Raw genomic sequence first — 15772 nt, 5'->3', positions numbered from 1 at the left:
ACTGAAGCTCATGGTTTCAGAGTGAAATGATTTCAAAGGTGTCTTGATGACCAATTCGATAAAACAAGAAATCAGAGTCAAGGGTAAGAATTTGACGATTCCCTGTCTTTTCAGCCGTCAAAACCAACGTTGCATCTGCTAAGTCCATTGGGCGATCGCGATATTGCTCCATCAGTGTCAATAAGCGGCTATAGTCACTCTCCTGAATTTCGTAAACCGTCAGCAGTTTATCTAAAAGAAGCTGCCCTAACTGTTTTTGCATTTGCCATCCACCACGATGTAGGGCAAGATACATAGCTTCTGTGAGGCATGACCAAGTTGTGATGAGAGGCTTTGTCAAACGTATCACTGCGATTTTACAAGCATTATGCTGAGGCTGAGTACGGTCAACTAAACACAATAAAACTCCTGCATCGCACAGGGTCATAACTCTAGCCCTTGTTGCCGATACTTGTTGAGTAAGAGTTGCTGATAGTTACTGACTGGTTCAGATGGAGATACATCCAGACAATCCACAGCTTCAAACCATTGTGACCATTTTTCTTCGAGCCTTTCATCAGGCTGATTATCAGTCATTTTAGCTTGATGTTTTTGGATAACGAAATCAATGAAGTCGGTCACTTCTTGCAGGAGTGGCTCGGAAAGTTGCTGCAATTTTGCGATGGTAGTTTCACGAATAGTCATAAGAATTGCTTTTTTCAATCCTTTTAATTTTTACTCAAAATTGGACTAAATATTATGATAAGAGCGATCGCTTCCCACTAATAACCTTTCGTGTGAGTTGTGGCGATCGCCATTAAACTACCTTTGAGTAACTTCACTGAGGGATTCATTGATAACTTCATCACTAACACCATGACGCTTCAAGCTGCTAATCAGTGCTGAGACTGTATCACCCTCTAGTATTTCCAGATCGACTCTTAGCCCTTGACCAATGTAAGCGCGGACTAGTGGCTGATAGCCAGAAAATCCGAGTAATGGTGCTATGCGCTTCAAATCTTCAATGACATCTTCGGGAATGCGAATTGTGATTGTCGTAATTGGACGATTTTTATCTAGTCGCTTTTTTAATGCGTCAGCTTTCATAATATTCTCGCTCCTTGCGTGTCGCGTTGTGCGTGCAGAAATGATCCGAATTATTTCATTTTTGCCCTTAATATGTTCTTCCGTTGAAATAGCCTTCAATCTTGTGTCGTGTATGATAGAAAAGTTTAATCTGTCTACTCGAATCTATGCTTGATCTTAATTACACTAATCTTGTCCAAATTATTCAGCCTTATAAGGTTCCAGGCCGTGAAGAAGCTAGTGCTTTCTTAAGTTGGTTCTTAGTAAATATTTACAGACTAGACATTATTCAAGTCCAGAACATAGTTTGTGATGGGCGTGGAGATAAGGGTATTGATGGAATTTATATCAATGAAAATGAAGAATGTATAGATATTTTTCAATCTAAAACTGTTCAAAATTCTGATAAAACTTTAGGAGATACACAACTCAAAGAATTTGTAGGGAGCCTTACACAGCTAGAAACAACCGATGGTATAGACTCAATGATATCGACGACTGGAAATACTCAACTTAAAAATTTGCTTGTAGAATACAGAGATTATTTTATCTCTTCAAAATATACCATTCATGGAATATTTGTTACTAATGCTAATAAGGATTCAAATGCTGAAAGTTTTCTTAATACAATGTCAAAAGCAACAACTAAGTTGGAGGTATGGGATAAATCTTTGATATCTCAAATGTATGTTCCAAGCGAAAAATCCATTCCAGGAACATCAGAGATTGCTTTTGATGTTTTTGGCTTTGACTATACTGAGTATAATGTTGGCACTACAGCAAAAGTGGTAATTGCACCTGTTTCAGCAGTAGATTTAGTGCAAATGGAAGGTATTGAAAATCAACAAATTTTTGACTTGAATTTAAGAAAAGGTTTAGGAAAGACAAAGGTTAATAAAGATATTACTAAAAGCATATCTGATCAGTCAGAGCATAGTAATTTTTTGCTCTACCATAATGGAATAACTATCATTTGTGACAGACTTGATACATCAGAAAAGGATAAGGTCAAAATACAAGGATATTCAGTAGTAAATGGTTGTCAAACAGTATCTAGTCTTTATGAAAATAGAATTAAAGTCTCACGTGATTTAAGAATATTAACTCGGATAATTCAGGTAAATTCTGCCCAGTCAGGCCTCATATCTAAAATTACATATAATAGCAATAACCAAAATGGTATTCAAGTAAGAGATTTTAGATCAAACACACAAACCCAAGTCAGGCTTAAACAAGAGATTGACCAGAAATATCCAAACTATTTTTACGAAATTAAGCGTGGAGATGCCCCTGGTGATCGTACAGTTATCGAAAATACACTCGCTGGGCAGATTCTACTTGCGTTCGACTTAAAGCAACCTTCACTTGTTCAAAGACATAGTAAAATTTTTGATGATCTACACCAACAAATTTTTGCTCGACCAGAAGTAACTGGAGGAAGAATTGTAGTTTTATTTAATTTATATAAAGAGATAGAACAGAATTTGGTAAAAGTCGAACCTGCACTATTTAGTGGTTATGAAATAACTAAATTTTTTCTTCTTTACCTGCTTGCAGAGGTTTTATCAGAGGATGAAGTTGGAAAATCTTTTTGTAGAAAGCCAGAAGATTTTTACCAGAATTCTATCCAGGAATCTCATCTTTTAATATGTATTAACACCATTCTGGGAGAATTAATTATTGATCTCAATGCAGAATTTGAAGAAGAAGCAGGTGGAGAGAAGTTTGACTTTAAAGCAACTTTCAAAGCTCCAAATCTTCTCAGAAGTCTAGCCAGAAAGGTAATTACTTCTTATAAAAAACTCATCACGCGTAAACGTGCTGAGTCATTTTCTGAGTTATGGAATAAATTATCAAATCAGAACACCTTAAAAGCATAAATAATCAGGACTTGAATAGATCAAACCTTAAAGACAAACTCCGAAATCTACCCCAACTGAGGGTTTACGTGTGCATAATCATGACATAACAGAGAAAGTAAAAAAAAGCCCGCATCGGCGGGCTGTCTAAATTAATTAATTTATAGCTTTACTTACCGTTTTGCCAATTTCTTCGACATCTTCCGTAGGCGAATTGACTGGGGTGTAACTTCCACCAACTCATCGGGGCCGATGTACTCCAACGCACGCTCTAAGCTCATGTCGATTGGTGCTTGCAACTGAACCAATTCATCACCACCAGCCGCACGGTGGTTGGTTAACTGCTTGGTTTTGCAGACATTCAATTCTAAGTCTTGAGGGCGATTGTGTTCACCGACAATCATGCCTCGGTAAACTTTAGTACCGGGAGTGATGAAGAATGAACCTCTATCTTCAGCGTTCTTCATGGCGTAGAAGGTAGAAACGCCTTCTTCAAAGGAGATAAGTACACCTTTGTTACGGGCTTCAATGTCACCACTGAGTTGACGATAATCTAAGAAGCTGTGGTTCATGATGCCTTCACCACGGGTCATCCGCATGAATTCACCACGGAAACCAATCAAACCACGGGCGGGAATGACAAACTCTAGCTGGGTGCGATCGCCACTTCCCGGCTGCATATCCTGCATTTCGCCTTTGCGTTGTCCCAAACGTTCGATACAGCTACCAACAGAATCAGCAGGAACGTCTAAAACCAATAATTCATAAGGTTCGCAAGGTTGACCGTTAATTTCGCGGTAAATTACTTGTGGCTGGGATACTTGGAACTCAAAACCTTCGCGGCGCATAGTTTCGATTAAGATACCCAGGTGCAGTTCCCCACGACCGGAAACTAGGAATTTGTCGGGGGAGTCGGTTTCTTCAACGCGTAAAGCCACGTTGGTTTCTAGTTCGCGGAATAGGCGATCGCGTACTTGTCTGGATGTCACCAATTTACCTTCTTGACCAGCAAAGGGTGAATCGTTTACCCAGAAGGTCATCTGTAAGGTAGGCTCATCCACTTTAATTAGTGGTAAGGCTTGGGGTTCAGTTGGATCAGTAATTGTTTCACCAATGTAAGCATCAGCAAAACCAGCAACCGCAACAATATAACCTGCGGTTGCCTCTTCCATCTCTACCCGCTTCAGCCCTTCAAATCCCATCAGCTTGGTGATTTTGCCCTTGACAATAGAGCCATTTTCTGTTACTAGAGCCGCTTGTTGACCAGCGCGGATAGTACCGTTGTGAATTCTGCCAATGACAATCCGTCCCAAGTATTCAGAATAATCTAGGGTTGTGACTTGTAATTGTAGGGGCTTGTTGATGTCGCCTACTGGTGGTGGAACGTGTTGCAGAATCGCATTAAACAGAGGTTGCATATCTACCGCCTCTGCTTCCATGCTTTCTTTGGCATAACCGCCCATCCCAGAAGCAAAGAGATAGGTAAAATCACACTGGTCTTCGTCTGCGCCTAATTCTAAGAACAGATCCAGCACCTTATCCACTGCAACGTGGGGGTCAGCCTTAGCGCGGTCAATTTTGTTGATAACAACGATGGGGCGCAAGCCTTTTTCCAAAGCTTTTTTCAACACAAACCTTGTCTGAGGCATGGGGCCTTCATTGGCATCAACAATCAGTAGACATCCGTCAACCATGCCGAGTACCCGTTCCACTTCACCACCAAAATCGGCGTGTCCGGGAGTATCAACAATATTGATTAGTGTTTCTTTGTAGCGAACGGCTGTATTTTTCGACAAAATGGTAATCCCCCGCTCTCGCTCCAAAGCGTTGGAGTCCATGACGCAATCCGGAACGTCTTCGCCTTCGCGGAAAATGCCGGATTGTTTGAGGAGAGCATCAACCAGGGTTGTTTTGCCGTGGTCAACGTGGGCGATAATGGCGACGTTACGAATTGGGAGCGTCATAGAGGATTTTTAGTGAAGTCTAGGGGAAATTTTACAATTTACATTTTGGTCTAGGCTGTTTTAACAGAATTGGGGATGATCTGCGAATTCTGTAAAGAAGCTTTAATAATTCTAGCGTAATTGTCACAATTCTAGAGGTCTTTGTAAATGTGACAGCGATGGAGAAATAAGGCAGTTTATTAAACTCAGTGGATTTTGAGTTTACACAAAATAAATAGTCAATCCTTCTCAGGACATTTATGTAATGACAGTGCCAAAATTGACACTAATTTTATTGGCTTGTAAACAATGGCTTGGGTTTCAGGGCAGCAATTGCAAGGTAGGAAGTATACTATTGAACAAGAATTAGGCGAAGGCGGATTTGGTATAACTTATCGCGCTAGAGATAATTATGGGCGCTCGGTTGTTATCAAAACTCTGAATGATCAAGTGCAACGCCATTCCGATTTTGCCAAGTTTCAGCAAGATTTTTTGAATGAAGCTATCAAGTTAGCTAAATGTAGTCACCCCCACATCGTCCAAATCCATGAGGTTATTAATGAGGATTCCTTGTGGTGCATTGTGATGGAATACATCGACGGGGAAAATTTAGCCAGTCGGGTTGAAAATCAAGGTGTTTTACAAGAAGCCGAAGCATTGCGTTACATTCAGCAGATTGGTGAAGCGCTAACAGTGGTTCATAATAACGGCTTGCTGCATCGGGATATCAAGCCACAGAATATCATGCTGCGTTCTGGTAAATTAGAAGCGGTGTTAATTGATTTTGGTATAGCTCGTCAATTTAGTCCAAATTTGACACAGAAACACACTGAATATTTGTCTTCTGGCTTTGCACCAATAGAGCAATACGAGGAAAGAGCAAAACGGGGTGCTTATACAGATGTTTATGCCTTGGCAGCAACATTATATTCTTTAGTAACAGGTGAAGTTCCTACAATGGCTCCACTCAGAGCTATTGGTACATCATTGGAACAACCCAAAAATATTAATTCTAGTATTAGTAACAAGGTTAATCAGGCAATTATGAAGGGGATGGCAGTGAAGCCGGAAGATCGCCCTAAGTCAATAAAACATTGGTTGGCTTTACTTCAATTGCCACTAAATGCTAATACTAGCTCTTCTTACTTGTTTTTTCTTGATGATTTGAGTTCACCAGTAGCAATGGAATATCACAGCCTTAACAGGCTACTTGCTGCCAGAAATTGGAAAGAGGCTGATCAACAAACTAGAACCCTTATTCTGTACATAGCTAATCGGAGTACAGAAGGTTGGCTACGAGATAAAGATATTGATAGTTTTCCCTACCAAGACCTTCAGATTATCAACCAACTCTGGCTTGAATACAGTAATGAACGCTTTGGTTTTACTGTGCAAAAACGTATCTGGGAAAATGTTAATAAAAATGTGGATGGGTTTGGTAATCGTGTTGGATGGCGTGAGAATAAATCGTGGATTAAATATATTAACTACACATTCAATCTCAATGCGCCTGAAGGGCATTTACCACAATTTCTAGAAGTATTGGGTTTTGTATGGAAATCAGGCTGGTTCGGTGCATATTGGGACGGTAATTTGAGTAGGCTTTATTCTTTTATATCGAGATTTGATAAGTGTAAAATGAAGTAGTAGGTTTTTATCATAAGTTTTTGCCATCATTTATGAAATGAGATTGCATTTAGATGACTTTGTGGTTAGTTCTTCATTAAAAGTTACACCTATGCGCTTGCCTTTACTATAAAATGAAATAATGGAGTAAAACCGCGATCATTTCAATATTAGATGAATCTTTAATTATTTAACTTTCAACCAACTGAAAATATCTGCCGCTTTTGTCTGCCAATATTCTAATACATCAAGGACAGATAAATTGTCATTATCATACTTCACTTCTGGTAGTCTATTTGGTTGAAATACCATCACAGATTTATCATTATGGTCAATAAACCAACCTAATTTAGTTCCTTGGTTAATACAAAAAATAATCTTATTAATTACTCGGTTAGGCGATTGATCAGGTGATAAAATCTCAATAATCCAATCTGGGTAACTTTCAAACCTATTGGCAATCTCTCCATCTTCATCAGTTGGGATACGTGACCACTCAAACACAGCAACATCGGGAACTAAGGAACGTCCCTCAAATGTACAGCGTAACTCGGTTAATGCTAAAGCTTTTTGCTGAGGTTCACCTACCTGATTAATATTGCTTGATAAACGAGTTTGAAGAATACTATGTTTTCCTTGGGGCATTGGTTTTTGATAGATGCGTCCATCGATATATTCACTAGCTGGCTTGGTTTCTGGTAATTTGAGAAACTCATCCAAAGACGGGTGAAAAGATACTTGAGTTGATAACGTCATCAGCAATAATTCCCTTACAACAATTTTGCTAAAGCCAATGTAAACCCAGGTACAACATCTTCACCACTCAAGATTGCTGTGGCTGGATATTGGGTTTTGTGAACTCATCAACATTAGTTCTTCATCAGTGACAGTGTACAAAGACTGCACCGTTATTGGTTTGCTGTTCATGATGATGGTATGACAAGCGGGAGAGGTATTTCTATTGTAGGTTGAGGGCGAGAGCGCTATGATCTTTCAACTAAACTAACTGTGGCTCGATACAGCAGTTTTTCACCTTGAAGATAGCCAATGTGCGTTACTTTCACTGTTTCACCTGGTTGTGCTGTTCCCGCTTTTAATTGGTGCAATTGAGGATTATAAGGTATTTCTGATCCTACAGGTGCGATCGCCTCTATCCCCCAAGCCTGTAATAATTTTTCTAAAGGTTTTTCTACTAAAGACACGATTTTCACAGCCGCTAATTCGGGATTCTCTCGCGCCTTCTGAGCAGCTGTCGGCCATTGTAATAACAAAGGTTCCAGCAGTTGTAAACTCGACTGCTGGAACTGTTGCTGTAATATTTCTCGCTGCTGTTCTAGTTGTAGCTGCGATCGCTCATACTCTTTTTTTAAATCAGCAATTTCTTGGGAATAGGGAGGTACTTGGTACTCAATACTTGATTCTAAAAAAGTTGCTAATAATTCGCTCAAGGGTATTTGCAACGCTTTTGATAGCTTCAGCAGGGTATCTAAGCGCATCTTTTCTAGCTTGCCTTGGCGCAGGCGTAATACTTGATATTCGGAAACGTCAGCCTGACGACTCAAGGCTTTAAAGCTAGAAATATTTACCTGTTGCATTAAATTTTGCAACTTTTGCGTAAAATCGGACATTGGCTATTAGGGATTGGGGACTGGGGACTAGGGACTAGGGACTGGGAATTTCTCTCCCTGCCTCCCCTGCACCCTGCACCCTGCCCCCTGCCTCTTATTCTTCCAGTAAACTTCTCAACATCCAAGCAGTTTTTTCATGTACCTGCATCCGTTGAGTGAGTAAATCGGCGGTGGGTTCGTCGTTGACTTCATCTACCACAGGAAAAATAGAACGTGCTGTTCTCACAACAGCTTCTTGTCCTTCCACTAGTAAACGAATCATTTCCTTAGCTTTGGGAACTCCTGAAGTTTCGGGAATTGAACTCAGTTTAGCGTATTCGCTGTAAGTTCCTGGTGCTGGATAACCAAGCGCCCTGATTCTTTCCGCAACTAAGTCTACTGCTAGGGCTAACTCTGTATACTGTGTCTCAAACATCAGGTGCAGTGTTTGGAACATCGGCCCTGTAACGTTCCAATGAAAATTATGTGTTTTCAAATAAAGTGTATAGGTGTCAGCTAACAGACGAGATAACCCTTCGGCGATTTTAGCCCGGTTGGCTTCGTCAATGCCGATATTTACATTGTTAATTGTTCCTTGAGATGCCATGTGAGTCTCCAAATTGAGTAATTATTATTAATTGGGGATTGGGGATTGGGGACTAAGGACTGGGAAAAAAGGGAAATATTTCTCTGTTTCTCGCTCTTGCCCCCTGCCTCTTACTATTTTCTACGCTAAGTGCATCTTCAAAACACTACGTGGAGCTTTGCGAACTCTAGCTAAAATGGTTTCTTTACCTAAACGTTGGCAGGCTTCATATCTATGGCAACCAGAAAAGCCATAATATTGTCCATCTACTTCTAAAACGTCGATGGGTTCTTGTTGTCCAATTGCCGCAATCGATTCCATTAGGGCTTGTACTTTATAGGGATCGTTGCCACGAGGCAATGGCCGCCGAATTTGATTTAATGGAATTTCTTGTACCCTAACCATGAGGAGTAAACCCAACTAGTTCCTTTTCGTATCTCTATATAAATCATAGTCATTATGACTTCGTTTTGCAACTCTTTCTAGAGCAAAACCGGTAAGGGTATTATTGGAGCGTTCATGCGACAAAACCACCAGTTTATAAAGCAATTGCCACCAGCCGAGCGCCAAAGCACAGAGGGGAAAAATCTGATATCAGTGAAACATCCGTTCTGGCGTTTTTCTTACACAGTACTGATGACATTCTGTTTATTGGGATTGACAGGCGCATCGGCCACTGAAGATAAACTTAAGGATTTAGAACTGAAAATTGGGATTGTACAGCGATTTGGGGAGGAGTCTACAGCTAAACTGCAATTGGAACCGACAACAGGCGATCGCTTAAAACTCAAGTTTGCCGAAGGTAACAAAGAGCGAGTTCTCCTGACGGAAAAACCTGTCCAGTTAGAAACAGTGATGCAAGCTTTGCCCAAACCAACAATTGCAGAGGTTGTGGTTTTAGGTACATATCGCACCTACGAAACGGCGGAATACAGTGCTGAAAATTGGCGTAAGCGAGGGATAGAGGTAGAAATAGCCCAGCCGGATCGTTGGCAAGTTTGGGCAAAACGGGATGTTTACAATACCCCCTTACTACGTCGCTTGTTATTCAAGAATGTAAAAGCCGCCAGTAATGATTTGGCTTACATTGACACAAAAGTTTTGCCGAAAGTACCGAAAATAAGTTGGACTGTGAATGGTACACGCTACACCCCAAATTATGTAGAGGTTAGCACAGTTAAAAACTTAATTCGGTTGAAAAAAGGCGAAAAATTGAACACTTCTCGACTTTATTCTGGGCAAATTAATTTTCAGCCGAATGCTTATGGTACTTACACGCTGGTAAATGAAGTATCATTAGAGACTTATTTGCGTGGTGTTGTACCCCACGAAATTGGCACTAATGCACCAACTGCTGCTGTTGAAGCGCAAGCAATTTTAGCTCGGACTTATGCTCTAAGAAATTTGCGTAGATTCGCTATAGACAACTATCAACTATGTGCTAATACTCACTGCCAAGTTTATTATGGGCTGGGTAGTACAGATCCCAGGATAGATAAAGCGATCGCCGCCACCAGAGGTATGGTACTAACCTATAACAATGAGCTAATAGATGCTCTTTATTCTTCTACCACTGGCGGAATTACTGCCTCTTTTAGTGATGTTTGGAACGGAGAGGATCGGCCTTACTTACGGCCAGTAGTAGATGCACCTAATAGTATTTGGGATTTCTCCAAACAAAATTTAAAAGATGAAAGGAATTTTCAGAGGTTTATTACCTTGCAACAAGGATTTAACGAAAGTAGCTGGGATGTGTTTCGATGGTATAAAGAAACACCTGTCAATGAAATAGTCAAAGACTTACAGAAGTTTCTCCGGGCAAAAAATAGCCCTTATGCTAAATTCCAGACGATCGAGGCAATGGCCATAACCAATCGCAGTGAAAGCGGAAGGATACTGGAACTAGCAGTAAAGACGGATATCGGCATTTTTACCCTACACAAAGATGAAGTGCGTAGTGCCTTTGCTGCGCCAAGAAGCACGCTTTTTTACATAGTACCTCTCAACAAAGGCAAAGAAGAGTTGTGGGGATACGCTTTCATTGGTGGTGGCTTAGGACATGGAGTTGGCTTAAGTCAAACTGGCGCTCAAACTTTAGCTAAACTAGGCTGGTCTAGCAGCAAAATTCTCCAATTTTATTATCCTGGTACACAACTTCAAAGCCTGAATGAAGAAATCAAATTTTAAGGGACTTCCAGATCAAAAAATATCCAAAATGTAGTGTCCGTCAGCGCGATAGAGCCTAAATACACTCAGAAATGATTTCTATTGACGCACCCTACCAAACCATCAATTTTGGATAATTTATTTTTTGTGGAACTTACGGATGAAAACGAAATATCAAGGGTTTGAAAAAGAGTATAAATGTTTGAAACTCTTACACCGCTATACCCTTAAACCCTTACACCCAGTATCAACAGACTATTCCCTAATGTAAAAAAATAGAAAGGCTAGGGACTAGTCTGTAGCTGCTAGCCTCTAGCCTCTATTTTCCAAGCTAACTTGACTCTTAGTAGAGGTCTTCTTCTTTGTGGGTTTGGATGGTTACATCGGAGGTTGGATAAGCAACACAAGTCAATACATATCCAGCTTCGATTTGATCGTCATCCAAGAATGATTGGTCAGACTGGTCAACAGTACCGGATACTAGTTTACCGGCGCAGGTGGAGCAAGCACCTGCACGACAGGAAAAGGGTAGGTCATAACCCTGTTCTTCGGCAGCGTCTAAAATATACTCATCATCAGGAACGTCAATTGTGTTGCTGGTTCCTTCTGCTTCGTTGATCAATGTAACTTTAAAAGTTGCCATTTCCGTAATCCTCTCTTTTGTAATCGGCAGTATAAGTTATGCTAAAGCAGAACTTAGCGGCTATTCTCAGGGGATTAGCCACAGAATTAAATTTAGTTCAATTCTGATACTACGGGAAAAATCAAAGTATATAACTTGAAATCCACCACGATTAGTAATGAAATTTAGTTAGCAGATAACAATAAGTTTTTTTTATACTTTCAAGACGTTAAACCCACAGTTATTAGAAAAATTTATGGCTTGAATCAAGAATATGATAAAAAAGTTCTGGAGCAGGGATAACCTTCAGTTAGGCTGGTACTGCGTGAACCTAGCTTTTTTTGAAAAATGAAAATTTATCACTGTGCTTGGTAGCAGGACTGGTGAGGATTATATAGGAGTCGGAGGTAGCTTTGGCAGAAGCAACAATACGTATTGGCATAGTTGGCACAGGGTATGCAGCAAAACTGCGAGCAGAAGCCTTTTTGGAAGATGAGCGATCGCACCTAGTCGCCATAGCGGGTAGTACACTGGAGCGAACCCAGACTTTGGCTCAAGATTACCAGGCTGAAGCGATAACTGGCTGGCAACAGTTAGTAGAACGAGAAGATATAGATTTAGTGGTTATTTGTACCATCAATCGTGATCATGGTGCGATCGCCCGTGCTGCTCTAACTGCCGGCAAACACGTAATTGTAGAATATCCTTTATCTGTAGATTTAACTGAAGCAGAAGAACTGATTGCCTTAGCCAAAGCACAGCAAAAATTACTCCACGTTGAACATATTGAACTTTTAGGTGGCTTACATCAAGCTTTAAAGCAAAATTTAGATAAAGTAGGTCATCTTTTTTACGTACGCTACAGCACCATCAATCCTCAAAACCCTGCACCCCGTAAGTGGACTTATAACCATGAAATGTTCGGCTTTCCCCTAATTGGCGCACTTTCCCGTCTGCATCGTCTCACAGATTTATTTGGTAAAGTCTTTACAGTTAACTGCCATCAAAGGTATTGGGAAATAGAACCAGAATACTACCAGACCTGTTTTTGTATGACTCAACTGTGCTTTACTAGTGGATTATTAGCCCAAGTGATTTACGGTAAAGGTGAAACTTTGTGGCAACCAGAACGCAAGTTTGAAGTTCATGGTGACAATGGTGCTTTAATTTTTGACGGGGACACAGGATTTTTCATTCAAGCAGGGGAAAGCACACCCATAGAAGTGGGTACTCGTCGGGGATTATTCGCCAAAGACACAAGTATGGTTTTAGACCATATTTTGGATGGCGCTCCTTTGTATGTCACCCCGGAAGAAAGCTTGTATACCCTAAGAGTTGCTGATGCTGCTCAAAGAGCCGCACAGATGGGAATAACTATATTTTTGACAGATAAGCTAAATTAAATTTCATGAAAACCGAGTTCATCGTTATCTTATCCCAACGCGAAATAGAAAAAATGCGGCAAGCGGGACGCTTGGCGGCTAAACTCCTGCAACATCTTGAGCCATTGGTAAAGCCAGGGGTAAGTACTCTGGAACTGAATGATGAAGCTGAACGTTGGACACAAGCACATGGAGCTAAAAGCGCTCCTCTGGGTTACAAGGGTTTCCCCAAGTCAATTTGTACCAGCGTCAATGAAGTGATCTGTCACGGGATTCCCAACGCCAAGCAGATTCTTAAAGATGGTGACATCATTAACATTGATGTGACACCAATTGTTGATGGCTACCACGGGGACACATCTAAAACCTTTATTGTGGGCAATGCTGCTCCCAAAACCAAGAAACTGGTAGAAGTAACGGAAGAATGCCTAAATTTAGGGATTGCAGAAGTGAAACCAGGAGCAAAGATAGGGGATATTGGGGCAGCAATTCAAGAGTATGCTGAGGCTCAGGGCTTTTCTGTAGTGCGCGACTTTGTGGGACATGGTATTAGTAATATTTTCCACACTGCACCAGATGTACCCCATTACGGCACACGAGGGAAAGGCAAGCGCCTGCGTCCAGGGATGGTATTCACCATTGAGCCAATGATTAATGAAGGGACTTACGAAGTTGAGATGTTAGGTGATGGGTGGACAGCCGTAACACGCGATCGCAAGCTATCAGCTCAGTTTGAACACACCATCGTAGTTACAGAAGATGGCGTAGAAATTCTTACTCTACCTGAAAGTGAGTAAATAAAGGTTTTTGACTATGCAATCTCCAGAGAAAATAGATTCAACATGGGAAGATAGCGTCATTGATAGCTTTATTAGCTTTGTCAGATCATACGATGGCGATTTTACCTGCATTTACAAACTTGCTGAGACTGTAAGTGATGAGTACAGTTTGCAAAAAATAATTGACTTTCTCTCTAGTACCCCTCAGGGGAAGCAAGCATTTCAACAACGTCCAAGATTAGGTGTGGTGGATTTACCAAAACTCCATCAATTGCCAACTAACACTTTGGGATATGTCTATGCTGACCAGATGCTGCAAAATAATTTGCAGCCTTTACAGTCCCAGGAAATAGACAATGATTATCAATTTTTCAAAACCCATATTACCGAGACACACGACCTCTGGCATATAGTTACTGGAGCCGATACCAGCATTTTGGGAGAAATCCAATTAGAAGCTTTTTATGTGTCGCAATTATACGCTAGTCGCTTTTGGTTAGCATTGCTGGCGAAAAACTTACTCAAAGCGGTAATTTACGATATAGAGCTTTCCACACCATACATGGATGCGATCGCCACAGGCTGGGTAATGGCAAAGCAAGCCAAGCCTTTGTTTGGTATTGAATGGAATTTACTATGGGAAAAACCTCTGGCGGATGTGCGTACTTCTTTAAATATTATTCTCCCTGCAAATTAACGGCCTAGCAGGTTGGGAATACCCTCACAACCACCAGGAATAGTGGCTCTAGTTTTTTCCCCACCCCACGCACAGCAATAATAACGGTGAGCCTCTGACATCCGTTGTACATTGCTGAAGTCGGCATTTTCGACCACAGCGCCGGTATGCTCGCCTGTTCTGTAATCTGGTGGTTCGGTGCGGCTGCGGGGTGATGCTTTTTCTACTGAGCCATAAAATAGACGAACTCCATTGAAGTCAGCACCACTGAGGTCAGCATCATAGAGGATGGTTCGGGAAAGGTTGGCTTTGACCAAATCACAACCGCTTAGATTGGCGCGGACAAGATTGGCTTCACTGAGGTCTGTCCAACGTAAATCTGTTTGAGACAAGTCAGACCCCGCCAACATCACACCTAAATCGATGACGCGCACCCCTTCTAGGCGGTCTTCAGCGTAACCACCAACACCGTTGAGAATTGCTCTACCCAAACGGCGATCGCGTTTTAGGGGGGTGAGTAACTTAGAACGGGAAAGAAAACGGAGGATTTTGGCTTTACCACTACCATCGACACTACTAAAAATAGCCGCCGTGCGTCCTTCGGCGATCGCTCTTTCTTGCGGCCAATCTTCGAGTAATCCCTCTTCATCTAGAACCAAATCGGAAACGCCTTGGAAATAAGAATCGATGGTTTGTTGTTGGGTGATGATATTTTGCTGGACAGTTAACAAATTTTGTTGAATGGTCAAGTCCTTAGAAATAACGTATTGTCGCCACGCTACGTAAACAGCAATAATGGCGATCGCAATTTGTCCCAAAGCACCAAACCATTCCGCCAGAGTACCGGAAGCCTCCCAGTTGACTTTTCGGCCCCACTGTAGCAGGCGATCGCCCACACCACTAAACCGCAAAAAGCCAACGAACGCTACTATTAGCCCCACAAAAGCCACAAACAAATTTTTATCTTGGGATGTAAACCACTCATCAATTACATACAACACCCAAGGCAAAAGCATCGCCAAAGATAGTAGCAATGTCAGCAGCGTACCCACGACACCAATAATCCAGCTATTGAGTGCAATACCAATAATAGTAATGGCCATTCCCGCTACAGTAATCAACAATGCCCTTGGTTTGACTGTAACTGGAGGTTGAGGACGTGGCTGAAAACCAGAACGGGCTTGTTTCAATATGGCTGTATTTTGCGGTGATTGTAAGGAAGAAATAGCAGCTAGAGCTTGTTGTGCTGCTAATGCTTCTGGGGTTAAGTGATTTTCACCTGCACCACCATCAAAATCATCTGGTTGCAAGTCGTGTTCAGGTGTAGATTCTGGGGTTGGTGAATTTGAGGAATTGGATTCAATCGTCATGTTTTCTATTTTGCCCCAGTCAACTTGATTTTACAAAGGTAGACAAAGCATAAAACTCACAGCACAGCCTGATAAGTATTACACCAAGTAC

At 41.3% G+C, this 15772-nt stretch carries 16 protein-coding genes; 6 read left to right on the top strand and 10 right to left on the bottom strand.

The genetic code is table 11. The annotated features are described in order from the left end of the window. Window positions 1–16: 16 nt before the first annotated feature. From ACM5QX_RS21505 to ACM5QX_RS21495, 3 genes are all read right to left on the bottom strand, one after another. Complete coding sequence (locus ACM5QX_RS21505) at window positions 17–427, bottom strand: type II toxin-antitoxin system VapC family toxin (RefSeq protein ID WP_414755404.1); 411 nt, start codon at window positions 425–427, stop codon at window positions 17–19. Then, window positions 424–684 (bottom strand): DUF2281 domain-containing protein, encoded by a 261-nt coding sequence (locus tag ACM5QX_RS21500; RefSeq protein WP_414755402.1) that lies wholly within the window; start codon window positions 682–684, stop codon window positions 424–426. The genes ACM5QX_RS21505 and ACM5QX_RS21500 overlap by 4 nt, the downstream gene beginning before the upstream one ends. A 117-nt stretch (window positions 685–801) precedes the next feature. Further along, a complete protein-coding gene (locus ACM5QX_RS21495) occupies window positions 802–1086 on the bottom strand; it encodes a hypothetical protein (RefSeq protein ID WP_414755400.1) in 285 nt (94 codons plus the stop codon). 146 nt (window positions 1087–1232) lie between these two features. On the opposite strand from ACM5QX_RS21495, the gene ACM5QX_RS21490 reads away from it, so the two are divergent. Beyond that, the gene (locus ACM5QX_RS21490) at window positions 1233–2945 is read left to right on the top strand and encodes an AIPR family protein (protein ID WP_414755398.1); all 1713 of its coding nucleotides are present in this window, start codon (window positions 1233–1235) and stop codon (window positions 2943–2945) included. 152 nt (window positions 2946–3097) lie between these two features. On the opposite strand, the gene typA is transcribed toward ACM5QX_RS21490, so the two are convergent. Continuing rightward, window positions 3098–4888 carry a translational GTPase TypA gene (typA, locus tag ACM5QX_RS21485; RefSeq protein ID WP_414755396.1) on the bottom strand — a complete coding sequence of 597 codons (1791 nt, stop codon included), beginning with the start codon at window positions 4886–4888 and terminating at the stop codon, window positions 3098–3100. Between the two features lie 288 nt (window positions 4889–5176). Between typA and ACM5QX_RS21480 the strand changes: the two genes are divergently transcribed. Continuing rightward, on the top strand, window positions 5177–6514 hold the full coding sequence (locus ACM5QX_RS21480) for a protein kinase domain-containing protein (protein ID WP_414755395.1): 1338 nt from the start codon (window positions 5177–5179) through the stop codon (window positions 6512–6514). 165 nt (window positions 6515–6679) lie between these two features. Here the strand turns inward: ACM5QX_RS21480 and ACM5QX_RS21475 are convergent, their stop codons facing one another. The 4 genes from ACM5QX_RS21475 to ACM5QX_RS21460 all read right to left on the bottom strand — a co-directional run bounded on the left by ACM5QX_RS21475 (window position 6680) and on the right by ACM5QX_RS21460 (window position 9091). Next, window positions 6680–7249, bottom strand: coding sequence for a Uma2 family endonuclease (locus ACM5QX_RS21475; protein ID WP_414755393.1), 570 nt, complete (start codon window positions 7247–7249; stop codon window positions 6680–6682). 227 nt (window positions 7250–7476) lie between these two features. Next, on the bottom strand, window positions 7477–8121 hold the full coding sequence (grpE, locus tag ACM5QX_RS21470; protein ID WP_414755391.1) for a nucleotide exchange factor GrpE: 645 nt from the start codon (window positions 8119–8121) through the stop codon (window positions 7477–7479). A 94-nt stretch (window positions 8122–8215) separates the two neighbouring features. After that, a complete protein-coding gene (locus ACM5QX_RS21465; RefSeq protein WP_011317617.1) occupies window positions 8216–8707 on the bottom strand; it encodes a Dps family protein in 492 nt (163 codons plus the stop codon). A gap of 120 nt (window positions 8708–8827) precedes the next feature. Continuing rightward, a complete protein-coding gene (locus ACM5QX_RS21460; RefSeq protein ID WP_010998285.1) occupies window positions 8828–9091 on the bottom strand; it encodes a ParB N-terminal domain-containing protein in 264 nt (87 codons plus the stop codon). A 114-nt stretch (window positions 9092–9205) separates the two neighbouring features. Here ACM5QX_RS21460 and ACM5QX_RS21455 point away from each other — a divergent pair, with 114 nt between their 5' ends. After that, the gene (locus ACM5QX_RS21455; protein WP_414755388.1) at window positions 9206–10873 is read left to right on the top strand and encodes a SpoIID/LytB domain-containing protein; all 1668 of its coding nucleotides are present in this window, start codon (window positions 9206–9208) and stop codon (window positions 10871–10873) included. A 322-nt stretch (window positions 10874–11195) separates the two neighbouring features. Here the strand turns inward: ACM5QX_RS21455 and petF1 are convergent, their stop codons facing one another. Then, window positions 11196–11495, bottom strand: a complete 300-nt coding sequence (gene petF1, locus ACM5QX_RS21450; protein WP_011317615.1) for a ferredoxin PetF1 — start codon at window positions 11493–11495, stop codon at window positions 11196–11198. 392 nt (window positions 11496–11887) lie between these two features. On the opposite strand from petF1, the gene ACM5QX_RS21445 reads away from it, so the two are divergent. The 3 genes from ACM5QX_RS21445 to ACM5QX_RS21435 are packed head-to-tail and all read left to right on the top strand — an operon-like array spanning window position 11888 to window position 14332. Next, window positions 11888–12877 (top strand): Gfo/Idh/MocA family protein, encoded by a 990-nt coding sequence (locus ACM5QX_RS21445; RefSeq protein WP_414755387.1) that lies wholly within the window; start codon window positions 11888–11890, stop codon window positions 12875–12877. Window positions 12878–12882: 5 nt separating this feature from the next. Then, on the top strand, window positions 12883–13653 hold the full coding sequence (gene map, locus ACM5QX_RS21440; RefSeq protein WP_414755385.1) for a type I methionyl aminopeptidase: 771 nt from the start codon (window positions 12883–12885) through the stop codon (window positions 13651–13653). A gap of 16 nt (window positions 13654–13669) precedes the next feature. Further along, window positions 13670–14332, top strand: a complete 663-nt coding sequence (locus ACM5QX_RS21435) for a Coq4 family protein (RefSeq protein ID WP_414755383.1) — start codon at window positions 13670–13672, stop codon at window positions 14330–14332. On the opposite strand, the gene ACM5QX_RS21430 is transcribed toward ACM5QX_RS21435, so the two are convergent. Beyond that, window positions 14329–15681 carry a pentapeptide repeat-containing protein gene (locus ACM5QX_RS21430; protein WP_414755381.1) on the bottom strand — a complete coding sequence of 451 codons (1353 nt, stop codon included), beginning with the start codon at window positions 15679–15681 and terminating at the stop codon, window positions 14329–14331. The genes ACM5QX_RS21435 and ACM5QX_RS21430 overlap by 4 nt on opposite strands. Between the last annotated feature and the right edge of the window lie 91 nt (window positions 15682–15772).

This window comes from Anabaena sp. CCY 9910, from assembly GCF_963920875.1.
Taxonomy (GTDB): domain Bacteria; phylum Cyanobacteriota; class Cyanobacteriia; order Cyanobacteriales; family Nostocaceae; genus Trichormus; species Trichormus variabilis.
The sequence above is the reverse complement of the archived record's forward strand: the minus strand, read 5'-3'. Positions and strand labels throughout refer to the sequence as shown.